Origin of the sequence: Sphingopyxis sp. UBA6723, assembly GCF_002454115.1 — a bacterium.
GTDB lineage: Bacteria > Pseudomonadota > Alphaproteobacteria > Sphingomonadales > Sphingomonadaceae > Sphingopyxis.
This window is the reverse complement of sequence record NZ_DKIH01000013.1, coordinates 272,720-294,946: the sequence shown is the minus strand read 5'-3', so window position 1 is coordinate 294,946 and position 22,227 is coordinate 272,720. Positions and strand designations below refer to the sequence as shown.

At 62.9% G+C, this 22,227-nt stretch carries 22 protein-coding genes; 11 read left to right on the top strand and 11 right to left on the bottom strand.

Annotated elements, in window-relative coordinates:
* Nucleotides 1-9 precede the first annotated feature (9 nt).
* Nucleotides 10-1,290, top strand: a complete 1,281-nt coding sequence (locus B4F07_RS14780) for an SAM-dependent methyltransferase (RefSeq protein ID WP_293700571.1) — start codon at nt 10-12, stop codon at nt 1,288-1,290.
* 116 nt (nt 1,291-1,406) lie between these two features.
* Nucleotides 1,407-2,483, top strand: coding sequence for a serine hydrolase (locus tag B4F07_RS14775; protein ID WP_349681335.1), 1,077 nt, complete (start codon nt 1,407-1,409; stop codon nt 2,481-2,483).
* Between the two features lie 77 nt (nt 2,484-2,560).
* On the opposite strand, the gene B4F07_RS14770 is transcribed toward B4F07_RS14775, so the two are convergent.
* From B4F07_RS14770 to purF, 3 genes are all read right to left on the bottom strand, one after another.
* Entirely contained in the window at nt 2,561-2,947 is a 387-nt protein-coding gene (locus B4F07_RS14770; protein ID WP_293700569.1) for a hypothetical protein, read from the bottom strand.
* 61 nt (nt 2,948-3,008) lie between these two features.
* Nucleotides 3,009-3,743, bottom strand: coding sequence for an SDR family NAD(P)-dependent oxidoreductase (locus tag B4F07_RS14765; RefSeq protein ID WP_293700567.1), 735 nt, complete (start codon nt 3,741-3,743; stop codon nt 3,009-3,011).
* Between the two features lie 4 nt (nt 3,744-3,747).
* Complete coding sequence (gene purF / locus B4F07_RS14760) at nt 3,748-5,205, bottom strand: amidophosphoribosyltransferase (RefSeq protein WP_293700566.1); 1,458 nt, start codon at nt 5,203-5,205, stop codon at nt 3,748-3,750.
* A 142-nt stretch (nt 5,206-5,347) separates the two neighbouring features.
* Here purF and hisI point away from each other — a divergent pair, with 142 nt between their 5' ends.
* The 5 genes from hisI to B4F07_RS14735 all read left to right on the top strand — a co-directional run bounded on the left by hisI (nt 5,348) and on the right by B4F07_RS14735 (nt 10,166).
* On the top strand, nt 5,348-5,728 hold the full coding sequence (gene hisI / locus B4F07_RS14755; RefSeq protein ID WP_293700564.1) for a phosphoribosyl-AMP cyclohydrolase: 381 nt from the start codon (nt 5,348-5,350) through the stop codon (nt 5,726-5,728).
* Nucleotides 5,712-6,254, top strand: coding sequence for a hypothetical protein (locus B4F07_RS14750; RefSeq protein ID WP_293700563.1), 543 nt, complete (start codon nt 5,712-5,714; stop codon nt 6,252-6,254). Before hisI ends, B4F07_RS14750 begins: the two co-directional genes overlap by 17 nt.
* A gap of 66 nt (nt 6,255-6,320) precedes the next feature.
* Nucleotides 6,321-6,752, top strand: a complete 432-nt coding sequence (locus B4F07_RS14745; protein ID WP_293700562.1) for a MerR family transcriptional regulator — start codon at nt 6,321-6,323, stop codon at nt 6,750-6,752.
* A 54-nt stretch (nt 6,753-6,806) separates the two neighbouring features.
* A complete protein-coding gene (locus B4F07_RS14740; RefSeq protein WP_293700561.1) occupies nt 6,807-8,609 on the top strand; it encodes an acyl-CoA dehydrogenase C-terminal domain-containing protein in 1,803 nt (600 codons plus the stop codon).
* 45 nt (nt 8,610-8,654) lie between these two features.
* Complete coding sequence (locus B4F07_RS14735) at nt 8,655-10,166, top strand: phospholipase D-like domain-containing protein (protein WP_293700560.1); 1,512 nt, start codon at nt 8,655-8,657, stop codon at nt 10,164-10,166.
* Between the two features lie 99 nt (nt 10,167-10,265).
* On the opposite strand, the gene B4F07_RS14730 is transcribed toward B4F07_RS14735, so the two are convergent.
* The 8 genes from B4F07_RS14730 to B4F07_RS14695 all read right to left on the bottom strand — a co-directional run bounded on the left by B4F07_RS14730 (nt 10,266) and on the right by B4F07_RS14695 (nt 17,430).
* Entirely contained in the window at nt 10,266-11,117 is an 852-nt protein-coding gene (locus B4F07_RS14730) for an HpcH/HpaI aldolase/citrate lyase family protein (protein WP_293700558.1), read from the bottom strand.
* An 86-nt stretch (nt 11,118-11,203) separates the two neighbouring features.
* Nucleotides 11,204-11,653 (bottom strand): MaoC family dehydratase, encoded by a 450-nt coding sequence (locus B4F07_RS14725; protein ID WP_293700557.1) that lies wholly within the window; start codon nt 11,651-11,653, stop codon nt 11,204-11,206.
* 168 nt (nt 11,654-11,821) lie between these two features.
* Nucleotides 11,822-13,756, bottom strand: a complete 1,935-nt coding sequence (locus tag B4F07_RS14720) for an acetyl/propionyl/methylcrotonyl-CoA carboxylase subunit alpha (protein WP_293700555.1) — start codon at nt 13,754-13,756, stop codon at nt 11,822-11,824.
* Nucleotides 13,753-14,016 carry a hypothetical protein gene (locus B4F07_RS14715; RefSeq protein ID WP_293700554.1) on the bottom strand — a complete coding sequence of 88 codons (264 nt, stop codon included), beginning with the start codon at nt 14,014-14,016 and terminating at the stop codon, nt 13,753-13,755. Before B4F07_RS14715 ends, B4F07_RS14720 begins: the two co-directional genes overlap by 4 nt.
* A 12-nt stretch (nt 14,017-14,028) precedes the next feature.
* On the bottom strand, nt 14,029-15,627 hold the full coding sequence (locus tag B4F07_RS14710) for a carboxyl transferase domain-containing protein (RefSeq protein WP_293700552.1): 1,599 nt from the start codon (nt 15,625-15,627) through the stop codon (nt 14,029-14,031).
* Entirely contained in the window at nt 15,624-15,917 is a 294-nt protein-coding gene (locus B4F07_RS14705) for a hypothetical protein (RefSeq protein ID WP_293700551.1), read from the bottom strand. Before B4F07_RS14705 ends, B4F07_RS14710 begins: the two co-directional genes overlap by 4 nt.
* A complete protein-coding gene (locus B4F07_RS14700) occupies nt 15,914-16,264 on the bottom strand; it encodes a hypothetical protein (protein ID WP_293700550.1) in 351 nt (116 codons plus the stop codon). The genes B4F07_RS14705 and B4F07_RS14700 overlap by 4 nt, the downstream gene beginning before the upstream one ends.
* A complete protein-coding gene (locus B4F07_RS14695; RefSeq protein WP_293700548.1) occupies nt 16,261-17,430 on the bottom strand; it encodes an isovaleryl-CoA dehydrogenase in 1,170 nt (389 codons plus the stop codon). The genes B4F07_RS14700 and B4F07_RS14695 overlap by 4 nt, the downstream gene beginning before the upstream one ends.
* A 101-nt stretch (nt 17,431-17,531) precedes the next feature.
* Between B4F07_RS14695 and B4F07_RS14690 the strand changes: the two genes are divergently transcribed.
* From B4F07_RS14690 to B4F07_RS14675, 4 genes are all read left to right on the top strand, one after another.
* Complete coding sequence (locus B4F07_RS14690) at nt 17,532-18,434, top strand: LysR family transcriptional regulator (RefSeq protein WP_293700546.1); 903 nt, start codon at nt 17,532-17,534, stop codon at nt 18,432-18,434.
* A gap of 82 nt (nt 18,435-18,516) precedes the next feature.
* Nucleotides 18,517-19,422 carry a sulfate adenylyltransferase subunit CysD gene (gene cysD / locus B4F07_RS14685; RefSeq protein ID WP_293700544.1) on the top strand — a complete coding sequence of 302 codons (906 nt, stop codon included), beginning with the start codon at nt 18,517-18,519 and terminating at the stop codon, nt 19,420-19,422.
* The gene (cysN, locus tag B4F07_RS14680) at nt 19,422-21,326 is read left to right on the top strand and encodes a sulfate adenylyltransferase subunit CysN (protein ID WP_293700542.1); all 1,905 of its coding nucleotides are present in this window, start codon (nt 19,422-19,424) and stop codon (nt 21,324-21,326) included. The genes cysD and cysN overlap by 1 nt, the downstream gene beginning before the upstream one ends.
* A gap of 1 nt (nt 21,327) precedes the next feature.
* Nucleotides 21,328-22,071 carry a 3'(2'),5'-bisphosphate nucleotidase CysQ gene (locus B4F07_RS14675; protein WP_293700948.1) on the top strand — a complete coding sequence of 248 codons (744 nt, stop codon included), beginning with the start codon at nt 21,328-21,330 and terminating at the stop codon, nt 22,069-22,071.
* Nucleotides 22,072-22,227: the final 156 nt, after the last annotated feature.

The following is a 22,227-nucleotide window of genomic DNA, read 5'->3' as shown; positions in this document are numbered from 1 at the left end:
GAGGGCGCTATGAACACGCATGTCAGCCCGCGCCGTGGCAAGCAGTTGCTCCGCGCCGATCGCGCTTATCGCAGCGGCGGCGCGATGGCGCGGCTGCTGGCATTGGCGCCTGCCGGACTGTTTCACCGATTGCTCGACCGGATCGACACGGGGCTCGCGCTCGGTACGATTGAGGCACACACGCCTGATGGCGGTGTGCGACTGCTGGGCGGGCGCGGGAAAGGGCCTACCGCGATTGTTCATCTCCATAGCTGGGCCGCTCTCGCGCGGCTGGCGATGTCGGGATCGGTGGGCTGGTATCGCGCCTGGGACGCGGGTGAGTGGGCCTCGCCCGATCCGGTGCCGCTGTTCGACCTATTCATGCGCAATGGCGAATCGCTGGGCGACGTTGCGCGCGCGCGCGGTCCCCTGCGCTGGCTGAACAAGCTCGCGCATCTCCTGAACCGCAATGACCGTCGCGGCGCGAAACGAAACATCCATGCGCACTATGATTTGGGCAATGATTTCTATCGCTTGTGGCTCGACAACGCGATGAATTATTCCAGCGCATTGTTCGCCGATCCGGGCCAATCCTTGGAGGAGGCGCAGACGGGCAAGGTCGATGCGATTCTTGACCGGCTTGATCTGCGATCGGGTGGCCGCTTGCTGGAAATCGGCTGTGGCTGGGGTGCGCTGGCCGAACGTGCCGTCGAGCGCCACGATGTGATCTACACCGGCATCACCTTGTCTCCGTCGCAGGCCGAGATCGCCGATGCACGGCTCGCAGCGGTCGATCTGTCAGGACGCTCGCGCATCGAACTTTGCGACTATCGCGACGCGCAGGGCCCCTATGACGCGATCGCCAGCGTCGAAATGGTCGAAGCCGTCGGGCAGGCTTATTGGCCGACCTATCTCGACGCCATCGCGCGCTTGCTGCGCCCCGGCGGCAAGGCGGCGATCCAATATATCCTCATCAACGATGCGCTGTTCGAGCGCTACGCGGCGAGCAGCGACTTCATTCAGGCCTATATCTTTCCGGGGGGCTGCCTGATCTCCGAAAGCCGCTTCCGCGCGCTCGCCGCAGCGCGCGGGCTGGCATGGCGCGACGTCCACCACTTTGGCGAGGATTATGCCGAAACACTGCGCCAGTGGCGCGAACGGTTCGATGCGGCGGTCGCTGCCGATCAGTTACCAGCCGGCTTCGACGACCGTTTCGTGCGGCTTTGGCGTTATTATTTGCAGTATTGCGAGGGCGGGTTTCGCGGCGGTGGTATCAATGTTGCGCAAGTCACGCTCGAGAAAACGGCCTGAAAACAGGGGAGAGGGTTTCTATGCGACGATATCTGGTAGCGGCGCTTTTGTGCGCCGCGGTGGCGGGGTGCAGTGCGCCCGCATCCACCCAAACGACCGACACGCTGCCAAAGGATATGAATGTGCTATTCTGGACCCAGGATCAACGCGACGGCGCCTTTCGCACCCTCGAAACCATGCCCAAGGTCGTATTCAACACGGTTGAAGCGGGCGGTAAGGTCTATCCGTTGCCGCAAGGCGCCCCGCTCGACGTGAGTGTCGATGTCGATGCCTATATGGCGAAGCAGCGCAACGCCGGCCTGATCATCGTCCAGGACGGCAAGATACGGCTGGAGAAATACGCGCTTGGCTATGGGCCGGACGGACGCTGGACCAGCTTTTCGGTCGCCAAAAGCTTTACCTCGACCCTCGTTGGTGCGGCGGTGAAGGATGGCTATATCAAGAGCCTCGACGACAAGGTGACCGTCTATATTCCCGGGCTGAGGGGATCGGCCTATGACGATGTGTCGGTGCGCCAGTTGCTGACGATGACGTCGGGGGTAAAATGGAACGAGGATTATACCGATCCGAAATCCGACGTGGCGCTATTCAATCTGCAAAAACCCGTCGCCGGCGAAGACATCACTGTCAGCTACATGAAAACCTTGCCGCGCGATGTTCCGGCGGGTTCCAAGTGGCTTTACAGCACCGGCGAAACGAACCTGATCGGGGTTTTGGTATCGAGCGCCACCGGCAAGACGCTCTCCGCGTATCTGTCCGAGAAGGTCTGGAAGCCTTTCGGTATGGAGCAGGATGCCATTTGGATGCTGGGCGCCACCGGACATGAAATCAGCGGGTGCTGCATATCGGCGAGCCTCAAGGATTATGCGCGGCTTGGCCAGTTTGTGTTGGACGGAGGCGTTGCGGGCGGGGTCAAGATTGTCCCCGACGACTGGATCGAGGCGGCAACGACCAAACAGGCGGGGATCAATGTACCGGGCCGCGGTTATGGCTATCAGTGGTGGACCAACGACGATGGCAGCTTCGCGGCGCAGGGCATTTTCGGTCAGGGCATTTTCATTGATCCCAAGCGCAAGCTGGTGATTGCGTCGAACGGCAACTGGCCGACGGCGACCGATCCCGAAGGCGTCGGCTCGGCGCGTGAGGCGTTCTACAAATCGGTGCAGGCTGCGGTGGACAATGAAGCGAAATAAGGCCGGTCGCCCCCGCGAAGGCGGGGGCCGCTGGGCAGGCTGCTAACGGCCCCCGCCTTTGCGGGGGCGACGGTATTTCAGTCGGCGATGATCCTTGTCGCCCGCTGCGCCAACCACACGGCCGCGAGCGGTACCGCGACGCCCAGCGCCATGATCCACCAGGTATCGGCCAGGGTGACGGCGCGGTAGAGGGCCGCGCCGATTACTGACCCGGCGACGATCCAGCCCGCGCCGGTGCCTGTGGAGACCCGCATCGCGAGCCAGCCACCGGCGAAGGTGCCGATGAACCAGCCGACGATCAGGGCGACCGTCGATCCGATCGGGATCAAGATTTCGCCGGTGTCGAGATCATATTCAGCGGGCGAGATTTCGTTACCCGCATATTGCGCCAGCCAGATCAGTCCAAAGGCGACGGCGATTCCGATCACCGCCGCGACTGCCGATCGCAAAACATCCTTGGTCATCACTACGCCCTTGCAAACCCGTCGTATCGGGCTGCCTTAGTGCCGGAAAACAAAGAGGACGTTAAGCCTTTTCCATCACTTTGGGCAGGGCGTGGAAGGCGGTGCTATCGAAGCCATCAACCATCAGCTTGGCGACAAACTCCCCGACTGCTGCGGGTTCCTTGATGCTCTTGGCATCTTCGCCGGGATAGGCGCGGGCACGCATCTGGGTCCGGGTGCCGCCGGGATCGAGGATCGCGGTGCGGACGGTCGAGATGTTGCGCATTTCGGCGCCATAGCTGGTCACGAGCGTTTCAAACGCGGCTTTCGATGCGGCATAGGCACCCCAATAGGCGCGCGGGGTCCGGGCGACGCCGCTCGACAAGGCGAGCAGCCGGCCGTTCGCGGCGCGACGGAGCAGTGGGTCGAAATTGGCGATCAGCGCCTGCTGCGCGATCAGGTTCAGCGTCAACAGCTTGTTGAATTCCTTGCCGTCGATCGCCGCGACCGGGGTCAGCGTGCCGAGCATCGCGGCGTTGAGCACGAGCATGTCGAGCTGCTGCCAGCGTTCGGCCATCGCGCTGGCGAGGCGCGCGATGCTGTCGCCGTCGGTCAGGTCAAGCGGCGCGATCGTCGCGGCGCCGCCCGCTTCGTGGATGCGGTCTTCGAGCGCTTCGAGCCCGCCCGCGGTGCGGGCGGTGATCACGACATGCGCGCCGCGTGCTGCCAAGGCTTCGGCAATCGCTTCGCCGATGCCACGGCTCGCCCCGGTGACGAGCGCGACTTGGCCCGTCAATTCTTCGGTCTTGTTAGTCATGGTGTCAGACAACCCGTTCGGCAAGCAGCGAAAATTGATCTTCCAGCCCATGCTCGTCGAAATCGGTGAGCGTGGTCGGATAATCGCCGGTAAAGCAGGCATCACAGTACTGCGGCGCATCGTCGGTGCGCTTCGCTTCACCCAGCGCGCGATAGAGCCCGTCGATGGTTACAAAGGAAAGGCTGTCGGCATTGATGAAGTTCGCCATCTGGCCGACCGTCATCTGCGCCGCGAGCAATTTGGCGCGTTCAGGGGTGTCGACGCCGTAAAAGCAGCTGTGCTGGGTCGGCGGGCTGGCGATGCGCATATGGACTTCGGCGGCACCCGCATCGCGCATCATCTGGACGATTTTAAGGCTCGTCGTGCCGCGCACGATCGAATCGTCGATCAGCACGATGCGCTTGCCAGCGATCAGCGCGCGGTTGGCGTTGTGCTTCAGCTTGACGCCCAGGTGACGGACCTTGTCGCCCGGCTGGATGAACGTGCGGCCGACATAATGCGAGCGGATGATCCCGAGTTCGAACGGGATACCCGATTCCTGCGCATAGCCGATCGCCGCAGGCGTCCCCGAGTCGGGAACTGGGATGATAAGGTCGGCCTCGACCGGGTTTTCGCGCGCCAGCTCCGCGCCGATCGCCTTGCGTACCGAATAGACGCTGGTGCCGTCGACGATCGAATCGGGGCGTGAGAAATAGACATATTCGAAGATGCACGGGCGCGCCGACTGCGTCGCGAAAGGCCTGTGCGAGGTCAGTTGGCCATCGCGGATGATGACGAGTTCGCCGGGTTCGACCGAGCGCACAAATTCGGCGCCGACAACGTCGAGCGCGACGGTTTCCGATGCCAGAATATGCGCGTCGCCGAGCTTGCCGATGACGAGTGGGCGGATGCCAAGTGGGTCGCGGCACCCGATCATCCCCTCGGCGGTCAGGCAGATCAGCGAATAGGCGCCCTCAACCTGTTTCAGGGCGTCGATGAAGCGATCGATCAGCGAGCGATAGCTCGACGTCGCGACGAGATGAATGATCACCTCGGTATCGCTGGTCGACTGAAAGATCGAACCGCGGCGAACGAGCACCTTTTTGAGCGCGGTCGCGTTGGAAATATTGCCGTTATGGGCGACCGCAAAGCCGCCGGTGGACAGATCGGCGAACAGCGGCTGGACGTTGCGCAGCGCGGTCTCGCCGGTCGTCGAATAGCGGACATGGCCCACCGACGACCCGCCCTGCAACTGGCGCATGATCTCGTCACGGTCGAAATTGCCGGCGACATGCCCCATCGCGCGGTGGGTGTGGAATTCCTTGCCGTCGAAGGCGGTGATGCCTGCGGCTTCCTGTCCGCGGTGCTGGAGAGCGTGAAGTCCCAGCGCAACGACCGCGGCAGCGCTGTCAGCGCCATGAATACCAAAGACGCCGCACTCCTCGCGGAGCTTGTCGTCGTCGAAAGGGTGTGTGGTGAGCATGATGGTCCAGCAGCGAGGGCAGTGACTGGCGCGCATATAGGGAGGGTGATCGCAAATGTCGCCCCCCATATTCATGTTATTGTCATCGGCCGCGCGAACGACGGGATGACAGGGATCCAAATTCTGCTCTAAAGGGCGGGGCATGGACCACCAGCGCGACACAACCGACCGATTTCTTCCGCGTTTCGATGCCGCCGGGTTGGTGACCGCCATTGTCACCGACGCGGACACCGACGTGCTGCTGATGGTAGCGCACATGAACGCCGAGGCGATCGAGCGGACGCAGGCGACACGGCAGGCGCATTTCTGGTCGCGATCGCGGGGCGCGCTGTGGCGCAAGGGCGAGACGTCGGGCAACGGGCTGACTTTGGTCGAGATGCGCGTCGATTGTGATCAGGACGCGCTGTTGCTGCGCGTGACGCCCGCCGGACCGGCTTGCCACACCGGGCGCCGGTCGTGCTTTTATCGCCGGGTCGAGGCGGACGGGGCGCTGACGTTTCTGGACGATGATGCGCAACGCTAAGGTTGTACTCGCGCTGGGCCTGTTGTTTTTCAGCGGCTGCGAGCGGCACGCGCCGGATCGGAGCGCGCAGGGGATCGACGCCGATAGCCCGTTGGAAATCGCGGCACGCGAACGCGGCGTCGTCAGTCCTGACGCCACGACTCCCGTCGGGGTATTCGAACGCTCGCACGATCTGGGCCGCGACGCGATGTGCGTCGTTCCCAACGGCGCGGGGCAGTGGCGGTTTGCGGTGACTGCCGCCTTCGGCACGACCTTGTCCTGTGCCGCCAGCGGAACGATGGTGCGCGAAGGCGACGGCTGGCGGATGCGCTTTGCCGGCGCCCAAGGCTGCGACGCGCTGGTACAAGAAGAAGAGGACGAGCTGCGCCTTCCCGGACGCCTGCCGCCCCAGTGCGCAAAGCTCTGCCCCGCTCGCGTCTCGCTTTCAGGTTTGCGACTACCGCGGGCGAGCTGGTCGGAGGGCGATGCGCGGGGCTTGCAGATCCGCGATCGACAGGGCAATATGCACCAACCTTGCGAGACCTGATTGGCGCCAAAACGGGCCGATTTGCCGGTCTTGACGTTCACGTCAACGGAAACTAGTTTCAACGGCATGACCGAACCATATGGCCACGCCCATATCGACACGCCCGATCACTTGGGCCGCGAACAATTCAGCATCACCGACTTGTCGACCGAGTTTGGCGTCACCGCGCGTGCGCTGCGTTTCTATGAGGATGAAGGGCTGATCAGCCCCTCGCGCAAGGGATTGTCGCGCATCTATTCGAAACGCGACCGCGCGCGCTTGGCATGGATACTGCGCGCCAAGCGTACCGGGTTCAGCCTGGCCGACATTCGCGAGATGATCGACCTCTACGACGTTGGCGACGGCCGCAAGCTGCAACGCCAGGTAACGATCGAGAAATGCGAACAGCGCATTGGCTTGTTGCAGCGACAGCGTGACGATATCGACAGCGCTGTCGAAGAATTGTCGCGGTTCATCGATATGGTGAAAAAAGTCGACGCCGGCCAAAAGGTCAGTTGAGCCTCTCCCCAGGCAAGTTTGACATTGCGAAGCTGATTTTCAGAAGGATTTCCCATGCCCGTCTATCGCGCCCCCGTGCAAGACAGCCTCTTTCTCCTCAATGACGTGCTCGGGGTCGAGCGCTACGCCAACCTGCCGGGTTTCGCCAATGCGACCCCCGACATGATCGAGGCGGTGCTGACCGAAGCCGGCAAATTCTGTGAGGAAGTTCTGTTCCCGATCAACCAGTCGGGCGATCTGGAGGGGTGTACGCGCCACGACGACGGATCGGTGACGACACCAAAGGGCTTCAAGGAAGCCTATAAGGCCTATTGCGATGCGGGCTGGACACTGCTGACCCAGCCCGAGGAATTTGGCGGGCAGGGGCTGCCGCATGTCGTCGGTTTTCCGGTTGAGGAATATCGCATGGCGGCGAACCAGGCCTTTGCGATGTATCCGGGGCTGACCCAGGCCGCGGTCGCCGCGATCCTGGTCAAGGGATCGGACGAGCAAAAGGCGACCTATTGCCCGAAGATGATTTCGGGCGAGTGGGGCGGGACGATGAACCTGACCGAACCGCATTGCGGTACCGACCTTGGTTTGATCCGCACCCGCGCGGTCCCCAACGGCGATGGCAGCTATGCCATCAGCGGGACAAAGATTTTCATCTCGTCGGGCGAGCATGACCTGACCGAGAATATCGTCCACCTTGTCCTCGCCAAGACCCCCGACGCGCCCGACAGCGTCAAGGGCATCTCGTTGTTCATCGTGCCCAAGTTTCTGGTCAATGACGACGGCTCGCTCGGCGACCGCAACGTGCTGCAATGCGGGTCGATCGAGCACAAGATGGGCATTCACGCCAATTCGACCTGCGTCATGAATTATGACGGCGCGAAGGGCTGGATGGTCGGCGAGGAAAACAAAGGCCTAGCCGCAATGTTCGTGATGATGAACGCGGCGCGCCTTGGCGTCGGTGTCCAGGGGCTGGGGCAAGCCGACATCGCGTTCCAGAACGCCGTTGCGTATGCGCAGGACCGCCGTCAGGGCCGCGCGCTGACCGGGCCGCAAGACCCGCAGGAAAAAGCCGATCCGCTGTTCGTCCACCCCGACGTGCGCCGCATGTTGATGGACGCCAAGGCGACCGTCGAGGGACTTCGCGCGCTGTGCCTGTGGGGTGCCTTGCAGGTCGATCTGGCGCACGTCGCCGAGACCGAGGAGGAGCGCCAGCGCGCCGACGACCTCGTCAGCCTGCTGACCCCGGTGATCAAGGGCTATGGCACCGACAAGGGCTATGACGTCGCGACCAACGCGCAGCAGGTGTTCGGCGGCCATGGCTACATCGAGGAATGGGGCATGAGCCAATATGTTCGCGATGCCCGCATCACGATGATCTATGAAGGCGCCAACGGCGTCCAGGCGATGGATCTGGTCGGGCGTAAGCTGGCGCAAAATGGCGGTCGCGCGATTCAGGCGTTCTTTGCCATCATCGATCAAGAATGTGGTCGCGCGAAAAACAATGAAGCGCTCGCCGACTTCGCAGGCCGCCTTGAAAAAGCCAACGGCGAACTCAAGGCCGCGACGATGTGGTTCATGCAGAACGGCATGGCGAACCCCAACAATATCGGCGCCGGCGCGCATCATTATATGCACATTATGGGCATCGTCGCGCTGGGATCGATGTGGCTGATGATGGCCGAAGCGGCGCAGAAGGCGCTCGCCGAAGGCCGCGGCAACAAGGCGTTCCTCCAAGCCAAGCTGGTCATCGCGCGCCACTTTGGCGAACGGTTCCTGCCCGACGCCGGGTCGCTGCGCCGCAAGATCGAAGCGGGCAGCGAAGCGATGATGGCGCTGACCCCGGAGCAATTTTACGCCGCCTGATCGCGCCCGATGGAACGATCGCCGCCGCCATGCGTGGCGTCGGCGATGAGCGACCCCGAACGCCCGCAGAGCTTGGCCCCCATCGTCGTCGAAGGGCGCAATTGCTGGCGCATCGAACGCGCCAACAAAGCCCGAATGATCGTCGATGCCGCCGATTATTATGCGCTGCTCGAGCGGTTAATGGCGGGCGCCAAGGAACGCATCCTGCTGATCGGTTGGGATTTCGATCCGCGCATCCCGCTGATCCCCGATGAGCAGGGGAAAGGTGAATCGCTCGGCCATTACCTGCTCCGTCTCGCCAAGGATCAGCCGAAGCGCGACATCGACATTTTGCGCTGGAACTTCGGTGGGCTGAAACATCTGTTCGTGCCGTCGATTGTCGCGATGGTGCTGCGCTGGAAGATGACGAAATCGATCAGTTTCCGTCTCGACAGCGCGCATCCCGTCGGGTGCAGCCACCACCAGAAGGTTGCGGTGTTCGACGACCATCTGGCGGTGTGCGGCGGTATCGACGTCAGCTCGGCGCGCTGGGACACGCGCGACCATGTCGACGACGATCCGCGGCGTACCGGCCCCAACGGCAAACGCTATATGCCGTGGCACGATTCGACGATGATCCTGTCGGGCCCGATCGGAACGGCGCTGGCGGAACTGGGGAATGAGCGTTGGCAGCGCGCGACGAACAAGCCGCTCCGCGACCTGAGTGGCGCCGGTGAGAACTGGCCCGACGATCTTGAACCCGATTTCACGGATGTCGATGTCGCCATCTCGCGCACCAGCGCCGAATATGATGGCCGCGCCGAGGTACGTGAAAATGAGCAACTGTATCTCGACATGATCGCGGGCGCGCGGCGCTTCATCTATTTCGAGAACCAGTATTTCACGAGCGGCGCGATCGCGGCGGCGATTGCCGCGCGGCTCGATGAAGATGATCCGCCCGAATTTGTGATGGTGATGCCCAAGACCGCCGACGGGTGGCTGGAGCAGATGGCGATGGATGCCGCGCGGGTGCAGCTCGTCCGCTCTATTGCCAAGTCGCGGCATGGCGACCGGCTGAAAGTCTATGTCCCGCATACCAAGCGCGGCGACCCCATCTATGTCCACGCCAAAACCGCGATCGTCGACGACCGGCTGCTGCGGATCGGATCGTCGAACCTGAACAACCGGTCGATGGGGCTCGACAGCGAATGCGATGTCACGATCGATGCAGCGTTGGCGGCGAACAAGGGCGTCGAGCCGGTGATTGCGCGCCTGCGCGAGTCGCTGATGGCCGAGCATCTGGGTGTGACCGAGAAAGACATCGCAGCGACGTTCGAGCGTACTGGATCCTTGATCGAAACGATTGAATCCATGCGCGGTGACGGGCGGTCGCTTGAACGGCTCGATCTGATTGCGCCTGGTCCGCTGGATGAATTCATCGCCGACAATGAAGTGCTCGACCCGACCAGCCCCGATGCGATGTTCGAAGGCTTTGCAGAGCGCGGTTTGAAAAAGAGCTGGCATCGCGGGCGCGACTGGATGAAGCGGCATCGGCCGTTTCGGCGTAGGTCGAACTAAACGTCCGTTCGCATCGAGCGAAGTCGAGATGCCCCTCGGCTTGGCGCTGTCTCGATGGGTGTCTCGACTTCGCTCGACACGAACGGGGTAAGTTATGCTTCAGTCCGACAACGACAGCATATGCTTCGCCTGTTTCAAATGCGGGGCGTCGACCATCTTGCCATCGACTTGCAGCACGCCGACGCCCGGATTGGCGGCGAAGGCATCGACGATCGCTTGGGCGCGCCCCACATCGTCTACGCTGGGCGTGAAGGCGGCGTTGATCGCCTCCACCTGTGCTGGATGGATCGCCATCATGCCGGTAAAGCCATCGCGTCGCGCGCGGTCGGCATAGGCCGCGAGTCCCGCCTCGTCCTTTATCGCCGGGAACACCGTATCGATCGCGGCGACGCTCGCGGCGTGGGCAGCAAACAGCGTCAGCGCGCGGGCGACGTCATAGGGGGCGGTGTAGCTGCCGTCGGCTTCGCGGCTGGTGGTGGCGCCGATCGCGGCGGGCAAGTCTTCGGCGCCCCATGTCAGTCCTAGCAAGCGATCCTTTGTCTCGCGGTAGCTGCCAAGGGAGAAGATCGCCGCGGCGGTTTCGGTGGCGATCGGCAGGATCGGCGGCAGCGACGCGTCAGCCGCGCCTTCGCTGCGCAGAATCAGGTCGAGCTGCGCAATGCTTGACGCGCCCTCGGCCTTGGGCAGCATGATCGCGTCGGGGCCGGCTGCGACGATCGCGGCGACATCGGCGGCGGTCAGATGGCCGTCGAGCGGATTGACCCGCACGAGCGTGAAGACTTCGCGTGCGCCCGCCAGATAGTCGGCGATCGCGTGGCGCGCGGCGTCCTTGTTCGCGAGCGAGACCGAATCCTCGAGATCGAGGATGATCGCGTCGGCGCCCGATGCCGCTGCCTTGGCAAAGCGTTCGGGGCGGTCGCCGGGGACGAAAAGAAGGGAACGGAGTCTCATACTATTACCTATGCCGTTCGTATCGAGCGAAGTCGAGACACGTGCGGGGCAAAGGGTTCTCGAATTCGCTCGAACCGAACGGGGATCTATGGTTTCCGGTGAACAAGCGTCGAACGCTCGCACTGGCAGACAAGTTCATCGTGCTGGTTGATGCAGCGGTGCAGGAACGTCACGATCCCCGCATTCGGGCGCGATTTCGACTCCTTCAGCCCGATGACTTCGCTCTCCGCGCGCAGGGTATCGCCGATGAACACCGGCTTGGGCATGACCAGCTTGTCATAGCCGAGGTTCGCGACGAGCGTGCCGAGCGTCGTGTCGCCGACCGACAGCCCGACCATCAGGCTGAAGGTGAAGGTGCCGTTGACGAGGATCTGACCGAATTCCGACGCCTTCGCCGCCTCGATGTCGAGGTGCAGCGGCTGTGGGTTGTGCGTCATCACGGTGAACAGCAGATTGTCGGTCTCGGTCACGGTGCGGCGGATATCGTGAGTCAGCGTGTCGCCGATGGTCCATTCGTCAAAATATTTGCCGGCCATGTAATTCCTCTCCCATGGGGAGAGGGATGCGGAGACTTGCCAGCTTGCTGGCTAGTCGTAGCTGGGTGAGGGGCTGTGCCCTCCCGATAGCTCGCAACCCCTCATCCAACTCCGCCTAATCGCTGCGCGATAAGGCTCCATATCCTTCTCCCGCCGGGAGAAGGATGCTCATTCCGCCGCCGCCTCGATCCGCACCAGCAACGCCTCGACCTGCACCTGAGCGCCTGCGGTCGCATTGAGCTCGGCCACCACGCCGTCGAACGGCGCGGTCAGGCTATGCTCCATCTTCATCGCTTCGAGGGTGAGCAGCTTCTGGCCTTTGGTCACAGTGTCGCCCGCAGCGACTTCGACCGTAATGACCTTGCCGGGCATGGGAGAGAGGATTGCGCCGTCGGAAGCACCGCCCGCCGCGTTGCCGGAGGCTCGGTATTCGTGGAACAGGCGCGTCACCCCGTGCTCTGTCACTACCCACCCGTCCCCTAGTCGTTCGACCCAAGGACAGTGGTCGATGCTCCGATCCTGAAATGCAATTTCATAGACAAGGCCACCTTCTTCTAAGCGAACCATCGTGGAGGCGGGCGTCCGATTCAATCGAAAACCAACATTGCTCCACGCCCCATGATCCGTTTTGAGCCAGGTTTCGCGGATGTCCGTCGCTCCGCCGCCTAGGCTATTGTCGACAACAAGGTGTGTAACGGCCTGCAATACAGCCTCGGGCGCTTCTGCATCGGGGATCAGCTTTTCACCTTCGCGCGCAATTAGGCCGGTGTCCACTTTGCCGACTTCGAAAGCGTTATCTGATAACGCCAAGTAGAGGAAACCGGCATTGGTTTTGACCGGCCAACAACGCACGTCCTCCGCCATTTCCCTCAGATTGGCAATTGCCGCCGCCCGATCTTCGCCCCAAGTGACAAGCTTCGCAATCATCGGGTCGTAATAGGGCGAAATCGCATCCCCCTCCTGCACGCCAGTTTCGACACGAAAGCGTTTGCCGCGATACAAACGGGGCAGGCTGAAATAGTCCAGCCGCCCGACACTCGGGAGGAAGCCCTTGGCCGGATCTTCGGCATAGAGCCGCGCTTCCATTGCCCAGCCTTTAATTGCGAGCTCTTCCTGTCTGAGCGGGATCGGCTCGCCGCTTGCCACCCGAAGCTGCCACTCGACCAGATCGACCCCGGTGATTTCCTCGGTCACCGGATGCTCGACCTGCAAACGCGTGTTCATTTCCATGAACCAGATGCGGTCGGCGCGCAGGCCTTCGCTGGCGTCGGCGATGAATTCGATCGTCCCGGCGCCGACATAATCGACCGCCTGCGCGGCGCGGACCGCGGCGGCGCACAGTGCTTCGCGGGTGACCTTGTCCATGCCGGGGGCGGGGGCTTCTTCAATGACCTTTTGGTGACGACGTTGCAGCGAGCAGTCGCGCTCGAACAGGTGGACGACATTGCCGTGTGTATCGCCGAACACCTGCACCTCGATATGGCGCGGGGTCAGGATATATTTCTCGATCAGGACATGGTCGTTGCCGAACGAGGCCGCCGCCTCGCGCTGGCACGAGGCGAGTGCGTCGATGAAGTCGGGGGCAGCATCGACCTTGCGCATCCCCTTGCCGCCGCCGCCCGCGACCGCCTTGATCAGGACGGGATAGCCGATTTCGGCAGCGCGCTCGGCGAGGAAGGCGGGGTCCTGGTTTTCGCCCATATAGCCGGGAGTGACGGGCACGCCAGCTTCCGCCATTAGCTTCTTGGCGGCATCCTTCAACCCCATCGCGGTGATCGACGCGGGGTTGGGGCCGACCCAAATCAGCCCGGCGTCGATGACGGCCTGCGCGAACGCGGCGTTCTCGGACAAGAAACCATAACCCGGATGGATTGCCTCGGCGCCGGTCGCCTGCGCGGCGGCGATGATCTTTTCGCCGACCAGATAGGATTCACGCGCTGGCGACGGCCCGATGTGGACGGCCTCGTCGGCCTGCCGGACATGCAGCGCCTGGGCGTCGGCGTCCGAATAGACCGCAACGGTGCGAATGCCCATCTCGCGCGCGGTGCGGATGATGCGGCAGGCGATCTCGCCGCGATTGGCGATGAGGAGGGAGGTGATCATTTTTCTTCTGCCAGTTTTTCTAAGCGGCTGGAAATTGCAGCTAGGGCAATTTCAGTCTCGACGAGGAGCGCTTCTTTCTCGGCTTGCCGTCCAAAAGGGGATTTTTTCCAGAGGAGGTCAGCGACGTTGTCTCGAACTTTGAAGAAGAGCGGGTGTTTCGACATTTCCTTCACGACTGAGTCGATTGGTTCGCCATATTCCGAACTGCCATAATGCAAGATGTCGGTGAAAGGGTGGTCGCCGGGACGTCCGTTTGCCATTATATCCTCCCATCACATCCTGAACACGCCGAACCCGCGGTCCTCGACCGGGGCATTCAGCGTCGCCGCAAAGGCCAGCCCCAAAACATCGCGCGTCTGCGCGGGATCGATGATGCCATCGTCCCAGAGGCGCGCGGTCGCGTGGTATGGGTTGCCCTCATCCTCATATTTCTGGCGGATCGGCGCCTTGAAGGCCTCGGCTTCCTCGGGCGTCCATTTGTCGGCGTCGCGGTGGACCGTCGCCAGCACGCTCGCCGCCTGTTCGCCGCCCATCACGCTGATCCGCGCATTGGGCCAGGTGAACAGGAAACGCGGTGAGTAAGCGCGGCCGCACATGCCGTAATTGCCTGCGCCGAAACTCCCGCCGATCAGTACCGTGACCTTGGGTACCGTCGCGGTCGCCACCGCGGTCACCAGCTTGGCGCCATGTTTGGCGATGCCCTCGGCCTCATATTTGCCGCCGACCATGAAGCCGCTGATGTTCTGGAGGAAAAGCAGCGGGATGCGCCGTTGCTGCGCCAGCTCGATGAAATGCGCGCCCTTGACCGCAGACTCGCTGAACAGCACGCCGTTGTTGGCGAGGATCGCGACGGGGATGCCCCAGATATGCGCGAAGCCGCACACGAGCGTGCTGCCGTAATTGGCCTTGAACTCATGAAACTCGCTGGCATCGACGATCCGCGCAATGGCTTCGTGGACGTCATAGGGCGCGCGGACGTCGTCGGGGACGACGCCGTAGAGTTGCTCGGGATCATATTTGGGCGGGCGCGGGTCTTTCAGCGCGACCTCGAATCCGGTGTCGGAGCCCAGATGGCTGACGATATCGCGCACGATGGTCAGCGCATGTTCGTCATTCTCGGCCAGATGATCGACGACGCCCGACTTGCGCGCATGCAGGTCGCCGCCGCCCAGATCCTCGGCGCTGATTTCTTCACCCGTCGCGGCCTTCACCAGCGGCGGACCGGCGAGGAAGATCGTGCCCTGATTTCGCACGATCACCGTCTCGTCAGACATCGCGGGCACATAAGCACCACCAGCCGTGCAGCTTCCCATCACGCACGCAATCTGCGGGATGCGCCGCGCCGACATATTCGCCTGGTTGAAAAAGATGCGCCCGAAATGGTCGCGATCGGGAAAGACCTGATCCTGATGCGGCAGGTTCGCGCCACCGCTATCGACGAGGTAGATACAGGGCAGCCGGTTTTCGAGCGCGATTTCCTGCGCCCGCAGATGCTTTTTTACGGTTAGCGGATAATAAGTCCCGCCCTTCACCGTCGCGTCGTTGCACACGATCATGCACTGGCGCCCCGACACGCGGCCGATGCCGCAGATCATCCCCGCACCCGGCACTTCGCCTTCGTAAAGGTCGTTCGCCGCAAGCTGGCCGATTTCGAGGAAGGGCGAACCCGGATCGAGCAGCCGCTCGACGCGCTCGCGCGGCAGCAATTTGCCGCGGCTGGTGTGCCGCTCACGCGATTTCTCATTGCCGCCCAGCGCCGCTTCGGCAACGCGCGCCCACAGCTCATCCTTCAGCGCACGATTGTACGCGGCGCGGGTGCGAAACTCGTCGCTGTCGGGATCGACATTGGTGCCAAGAACCGGTGCGCTCACTGTTCAGTCTCTCCCTGCGTTTCGTCCGGATCGCCCGGTTTATCTTTCAGGATCAGGTAACGATAGACGCCGATCGCATTGATGATCAGCAGTGCGATATTCTGCCAGCCGATACCCTCGCTGTCGGGCTGCAGAAAGCCCCATGCGATCAGCGCGATGCTGCTGGTAACAAAGATGACAAAGGCCCAGCCGGTGCGGCGACGGCCGAGGTTCAGCGAGACGATCAGCGCCGCCAGCGTCGATGCCCCGGCGCCGTAGTACTGGAGGGCGGTAAGCAGCGTGTCGTTCATGCCGTCGCGCCCAAGATCGCAAGCACGCCCGACGCAGTGAGGATCGGCCAGCCGATGTGCCGTCCGCGGGTATAGACGGCGTCGAACAACCCCACCGCGGTCCAAGCCGCACCGATCAGCAAGATCAGGTCGCGCGGTGTTCCCGGCCAGATGACCGAGGCTGCCGATACCAGCATCAGCACCGACATCGCATGCCAGGCAAAGCGAAACACGCGGCGCGCGAGGGCGACCGCCATGATCCCCTGATCGAGTTCGAGCAGTGGCTGGATCAGCCGCTTTTCGCCCAAGGCGCCATGCACCAAGGCCGTCGTCGCCATGAAGGCTGCCGACAGCCAAAGCCAGATCACGCGCCGGCGCCGATCAGTTCGCGGCCGATCAGCATCCGGCGGATCTCGTTGGTCCCCGCGCCAATGTCGAGCAGCTTGGCGTCGCGCCAATAGCGCTCGACCGGCCAGTCCTTGGTATAGCCTGCACCGCCTAGCGCCTGAATCGCTTCGCCCGCGACCTTCACCGCGCTTTCGCTCGCGAGCAGGATGCAGCCTGCGGCGTCGAAGCGCGTCGTCTGCCCCGCGTCGCACGCCTTGGCCACGTTATAGACGTAAGATCGCGCCGACTGGAGCGCGACATACATGTCGGCGACTTTTGCCTGCATCAGCTGGAACGACCCGATCGGCTTGCCGAACTGTTTGCGGTCACGAACATAGGGAATGACGGTGTCGAGGCAGGCCTGCATGATCCCGAGCTGGAGCCCGGCGAGCACGACGCGCTCATAGTCGAGGCCGGACATCAGCACACCGACGCCGCCATTCTCCGGCCCCATCACCTGCTCTTCGGAGACTTCACAATCATTGAACACCAGCTCGGCGGTCGGCGATCCGCGCATGCCGACCTTGTCGATTTTTTGCCCGATGCTGAACCCCGGCATATCCTTTTCGATCAGGAAAGCCGTGATGCCGCGCGATCCGGCTTCGGGGCTCGTCTTGGCATAGACGACCAGCGTGTCGGCGTGGGATGCGTTGGTGATCCAGAATTTGGTGCCGTTGAGCACATAGCCGCCCTGAACGCGGTCGGCCTTCAGCTTCATCGACACGACGTCGCTGCCAGCGCCTGCTTCGGACATCGCGAGGCTGCCGACATGCTCGCCGCTGATCAGCTTGGGCAGATATTTCGCTTTCTGTTCGGCATTGCCCCAGCGACGGATCTGGTTGACGCACAGGTTCGAATGCGCGCCATAGGACAGGCCAATCGCGCCGCTCGCGCGGCTCACTTCTTCGACCGCAATGACATGCTCGAGATAACCGAGGCCGAGCCCGCCAAATTCTTCCTCGACCGTGATGCCGTGCAGACCCAAATCGCCCATCCGCGTCCAGAGTTCGTCGCGCGGAAACCAGTCGTCGGCGTCGGCCTTGGCGGCCAGCGGCGCGATCTGTTCGTCGGCAAAGCGGGCGGTGGTTTCACGGATCATGTCGGCGGTTTCGCCGAGCGCGAAATCGAAGTCGGGAGTTGCGCGCATGGATGGGCCTATCGATCGAGGGCAGGACAGGGCGCGATACTGCCCCAAAAATTGATCATATGGAAATTGAAACGATAGGGGATTTAGCATAAGCAAAATCTATGATTAAGCGCGCCCATGTCCGCCAGTTTCTCGCCGTCGTCGATGCCGGCAGTTTTACGCAGGCAGCGGCGCGGATTCGGGTGACGCAGCCAGCGTTGTCGAGCGGGATTGCCGAGCTAGAAAAACTGGTCGGCACGCCGCTGTTCATCCGTAACCGCCGCCAGATCCGGCTCACCGAAGCGGGCGGGCGGTTCTTGCCGATTGCGCGCGATCTGGAGCGCGGGTTTCGCGCCGCCGACGATTTCGGTCGTGAGCGTGACCGGCAGGCGACCGAACTCAAGCTTGGCGTGATCCGATCGGTTTCGGGGGAGTTTTTGCAGGCGGTCGTCACGGCGTTGCGGCCCAGCTTCGCCATGGAACTGATCGAGAACAGCGAATCCCAACTCCGCGCATCGCTGGGCAGCGGGCGCATCAATATGGCCCTGCTCCCGCTGCGACCCGGCGAGCGCGGCGACGAGGTCGTGCCGCTCTACGAAGAGCCGTTGGCAATGTTTATCGCCGCCGATCATCCGCTCGCGGGGCGGATCGAAGTTGGCCCCGAGGAGCTCGCCGCCGAGACGATGATCGCGCGCCGCTCGTGCGAATTTCTCGACGCGACCAGCCGCTTCTTCACCCGGCACGGCGTGCGCCCGCGCTTTGCCCTGCGCAGCGAGAGCGATGAACGGTGCCTGCGGATGGTCGCTGCGGGCATCGGCATCACCACCGCGCCGGTATCGCTGGCGATCGAGGGCATCGTTCCGCTCAAGGTCGCGGGCTATGATTTCCGGCGCGAGCTGGGCTTGATCGTCGATCCGGCGTGGGCGGCACTGCCCGACGTCGATCCGCGATTGGCACATGCCCGCGATACGGTGACCGCCATCGCCGCCGATTGGCGGCGGACACGGGTCGATGCCGCCGGATGACCGGGCGCCTTACAAGTCTGGCTTGCATGGGCAAAAGGCCATACAGCTTGATCGTCCCGAGGCGCGGGGGCAAGGGCGGGGCATGACCGATACGCTGACCCATCTCGACCGGCTTGAGGCCGAGAGCATTCATATCATGCGCGAAGTGATGGCCGACGCGGTCAAGCCAGTGATGCTGTATAGCGTCGGCAAGGACAGCGCCGTGATGCTGCATCTGGCGCGCAAGGCCTTCTATCCCTCGCCGCCGCCATTCCCGCTGCTTCATGTCGATACGACGTGGAAATTCCGGGCGATGTACGAGCTACGCGACCGGATGGCCGCAGAAAGCGGCATGGACCTGATCGTCTATCAGAATCCGGAGGCGATGGAGCGCGGGATCAACCCGTTCGACCATGGCCCGCTGCACACCGACATGTGGAAGACCGAGGGGCTGAAGCAGGCGCTCGATCTCTATGGTTTCGACGTCGCCTTTGGCGGCGCGCGGCGCGACGAGGAAAAGAGCCGGGCGAAGGAACGCATCTTTTCGTTCCGTACCGGCACCCACGGCTGGGATCCGAAAAAGCAGCGCCCCGAGCTGTGGAACCTCTACAATGCCAAGAAGGCCAAGGGCGAAAGCATCCGCGTGTTCCCGATCTCGAACTGGACCGAGCTCGACATCTGGCAGTATATTGCGCGCGAAAATATCCCGATCGTCCCGCTCTATTTCGCCGCGCCGCGTCCGACGGTGGAGCGCGATGGCTTGCTGCTGATGGTCGATGATGACCGCTTCCCGCTGTTGCCGGGTGAGACGCCCGTCGAGCGTTCGGTGCGTTTCCGGACGCTCGGCTGCTACCCGCTGACCGGCGCGGTCGAGAGCGAGGCGAAGACGCTGTCGGAAGTGATCCAGGAAATGCTGCTGACGACGACCAGCGAGCGGCAGGGCCGGATCATCGACAAGGATGGCGGCGATGCGTCGATGGAGAAGAAGAAGCAGGAGGGGTATTTCTGATGACCACCGACCCTGTTTACGTCACCGACGCGCTAATCGCCGAGGATATCGACGCCTATCTTGCGCGGCACGAGCAGAAATCGCTGTTGCGCTTCATCACCTGCGGATCGGTCGACGACGGTAAGTCGACGCTGATCGGGCGGCTGCTCTACGACAGCAAGATGATCTTCGAGGATCAGCTTGCCGCGCTCGAAGCCGACAGCAAGCGCGTCGGGACGCAGGGGCAGGAGATCGACTTCGCGCTGCTCGTCGACGGCCTTGCCGCCGAGCGCGAGCAGGGGATCACGATCGACGTCGCCTACCGCTTTTTCACGACCGAGAAGCGCAAGTTCATCGTCGCCGATACACCGGGGCATGAGCAATATACGCGCAATATGGTCACCGGCGCTTCGACCGCCGACCTCGCCGTCATCCTGATCGACGCGCGCAAAGGCGTACTGACGCAGACGCGGCGACACAGCTTCCTCGCCCATCTGATCGGCATCAAACATATCGTGCTGGCGGTGAACAAGATGGACCTTGTCGGTTATGACAAGACAGTCTTTGAGCGCATTCTGTTGAGCTATCGGTCTTTTGCGAGCGAGATCGGGATCACAAACTTTACCGCGATCCCGATCTCGGGGTTCAAGGGCGATAACATCACCGCGCTGTCGGACAATATGCCGTGGTTCAAGGGACCGGCGCTGATCGAGCATCTGGAGGGTGTCGAGATCGCCGCCGCCGCCGATGAGGCGAAACCGTTCCGCCTGCCGGTACAGTGGGTCAACCGCCCCAATCTCGATTTCCGCGGCTTCTCGGGCCAGATCGCGAGCGGTACCATCAAGCCCGGCGACGCGGTTCGCGTCCTGCCGAGCGGTAAAACCACGATGGTCGACCGCATTGTGACACTGGACGGCGACGTCGACGAAGCGGTCGCTGGTCAGTCGGTGACGCTGACACTTTCCGACGAGGTCGATTGCTCGCGCGGCGATGTCATCGCCGCGGCCGATGCACCGCCCGAGGCCGCCGACCAGTTCGAGGCGACGCTGGTATGGATGGCCGATGAGGCGATGATCGCGGGTCGCGCCTATTGGCTCAAGCTCGCAACACTGACGGTGTCGGCGACGATCCAGCAACCGAAATATGAAATCAACGTCAATACGCTCGACCATCTGGCGGCGAAGACGCTCGAACTCAACGGCATCGGGGTGGTCGAGCTGTCGACCGATAAGCCGATAGTGTTCGAGGCCTATGCCGACAATCGCACGTTGGGCGGCTTCATCCTGATCGACAAGCTGACCAATGCGACCGTCGCGGCGGGGATGCTGCATTTCAGCTTGCGCCGTGCGCAAAATGTCCACTGGCAGGCGAGCGACGTTAATCGCGACATGCGCGCGAACCTGAAGAACCAGCGTCCCGCGCTGCTGTGGTTCACCGGCCTGTCGGGATCGGGCAAGTCGACGATCGCCAATCTGGTCGAAAAGAAGCTGCACCGGATGAACCGGCACAGCTTCCTGCTCGACGGCGACAATGTCCGGCACGGGCTGAACCGTGACCTGGGCTTTACCGAGGCGGACCGGATCGAAAACATCCGCCGCGTCGGCGAGGTCGCGAAGCTGATGACCGATGCCGGGCTGATCGTCATCACCGCGTTCATTTCGCCGTTCCGCGCCGAGCGCGAGATGGTGCGGTCGATGCTGCCCGAGGGCGAGTTTATCGAGGTGTTTATCGATACGCCGCTGGCCGAGGCCGAACGCCGCGATGTCAAAGGCCTGTATAAAAAGGCGCGCGCCGGGCAGCTCAAGAATTTCACCGGCATCGACAGCCCGTATGAGGCGCCCGAGACTCCCGAGATCCGCATCGACACGACCGCAATGTCGCCCGAGGAAGCGGCAAACATGATCATCGACCGGCTGCTTGGCTGAGATGACCGAAACCGACGAGCAACTCGCCGAACGGCTCGCCACGGCGGCGGGCGCGATCCTGCTGGCGCTGCGGGCGAAGGGGCTGGAGGGCAAGGCGCTGGGGCAGGCGGGCGACGAAGCCGCCAACGCGATGCTGTGCCGCGAATTGCGCGCAGCGCGCCCCGATGATGCGATCCTGTCCGAAGAGGAAAAGGACAGCGCGGCGCGGCTGGCGCACCGCCGCGTGTGGATCATCGATCCGCTCGACGGCACGCGCGAATATGGCGAGGGGCGCGACGATTGGGCGGTGCATGTCGCGCTTGCGGTCGATGGCGTTGCGACCGTTGGCGCGGTCGCGTTGCCGGGGTTGGGGATCACGCTGACATCGGGTGCGCCGCTATCCTTGCGGCCCGCGAACCAGCCGCTGAAGATGCTCGTCAGCCGCACGCGCCCCGCCGCCGAAGCGGTGTTCGTGGCCGGGCGGATCGGCGCCGAGTTGCTCGCGATGGGCTCCGCAGGTGCCAAGGCGATGGCGGTCGTGCGCGGCGAGGCCGACATCTATTTGCACACCGGCGGTCAATATGAATGGGACAATTGCGCGCCCGTCGCGGTGGCGCAGGCGGGGGGGCTGCATGTCAGCCGCGTTGATGGATCGGTGATCCGGTATAACAATGCCGATACATATCTGCCCGATTTGCTGATTTGTCGGATGGAATTGGCGGGTGAGGTGCTCAGGTTAGCGGCGGAGTATTCGCCAAAGCTTTAGCCCGTCATCCCGGCGAAGGCCGGGATCTCACCGTCGATTTCGCTCACAGCGGCGAGATCCCGGCCTTCGCCGGGATGACGGGCAGCGAGAGGTTGCCAGCCGCATCGCCACCGCCTAATCCGTTGCATCGAGAAACCGAAAAGCGACGGGAGACCC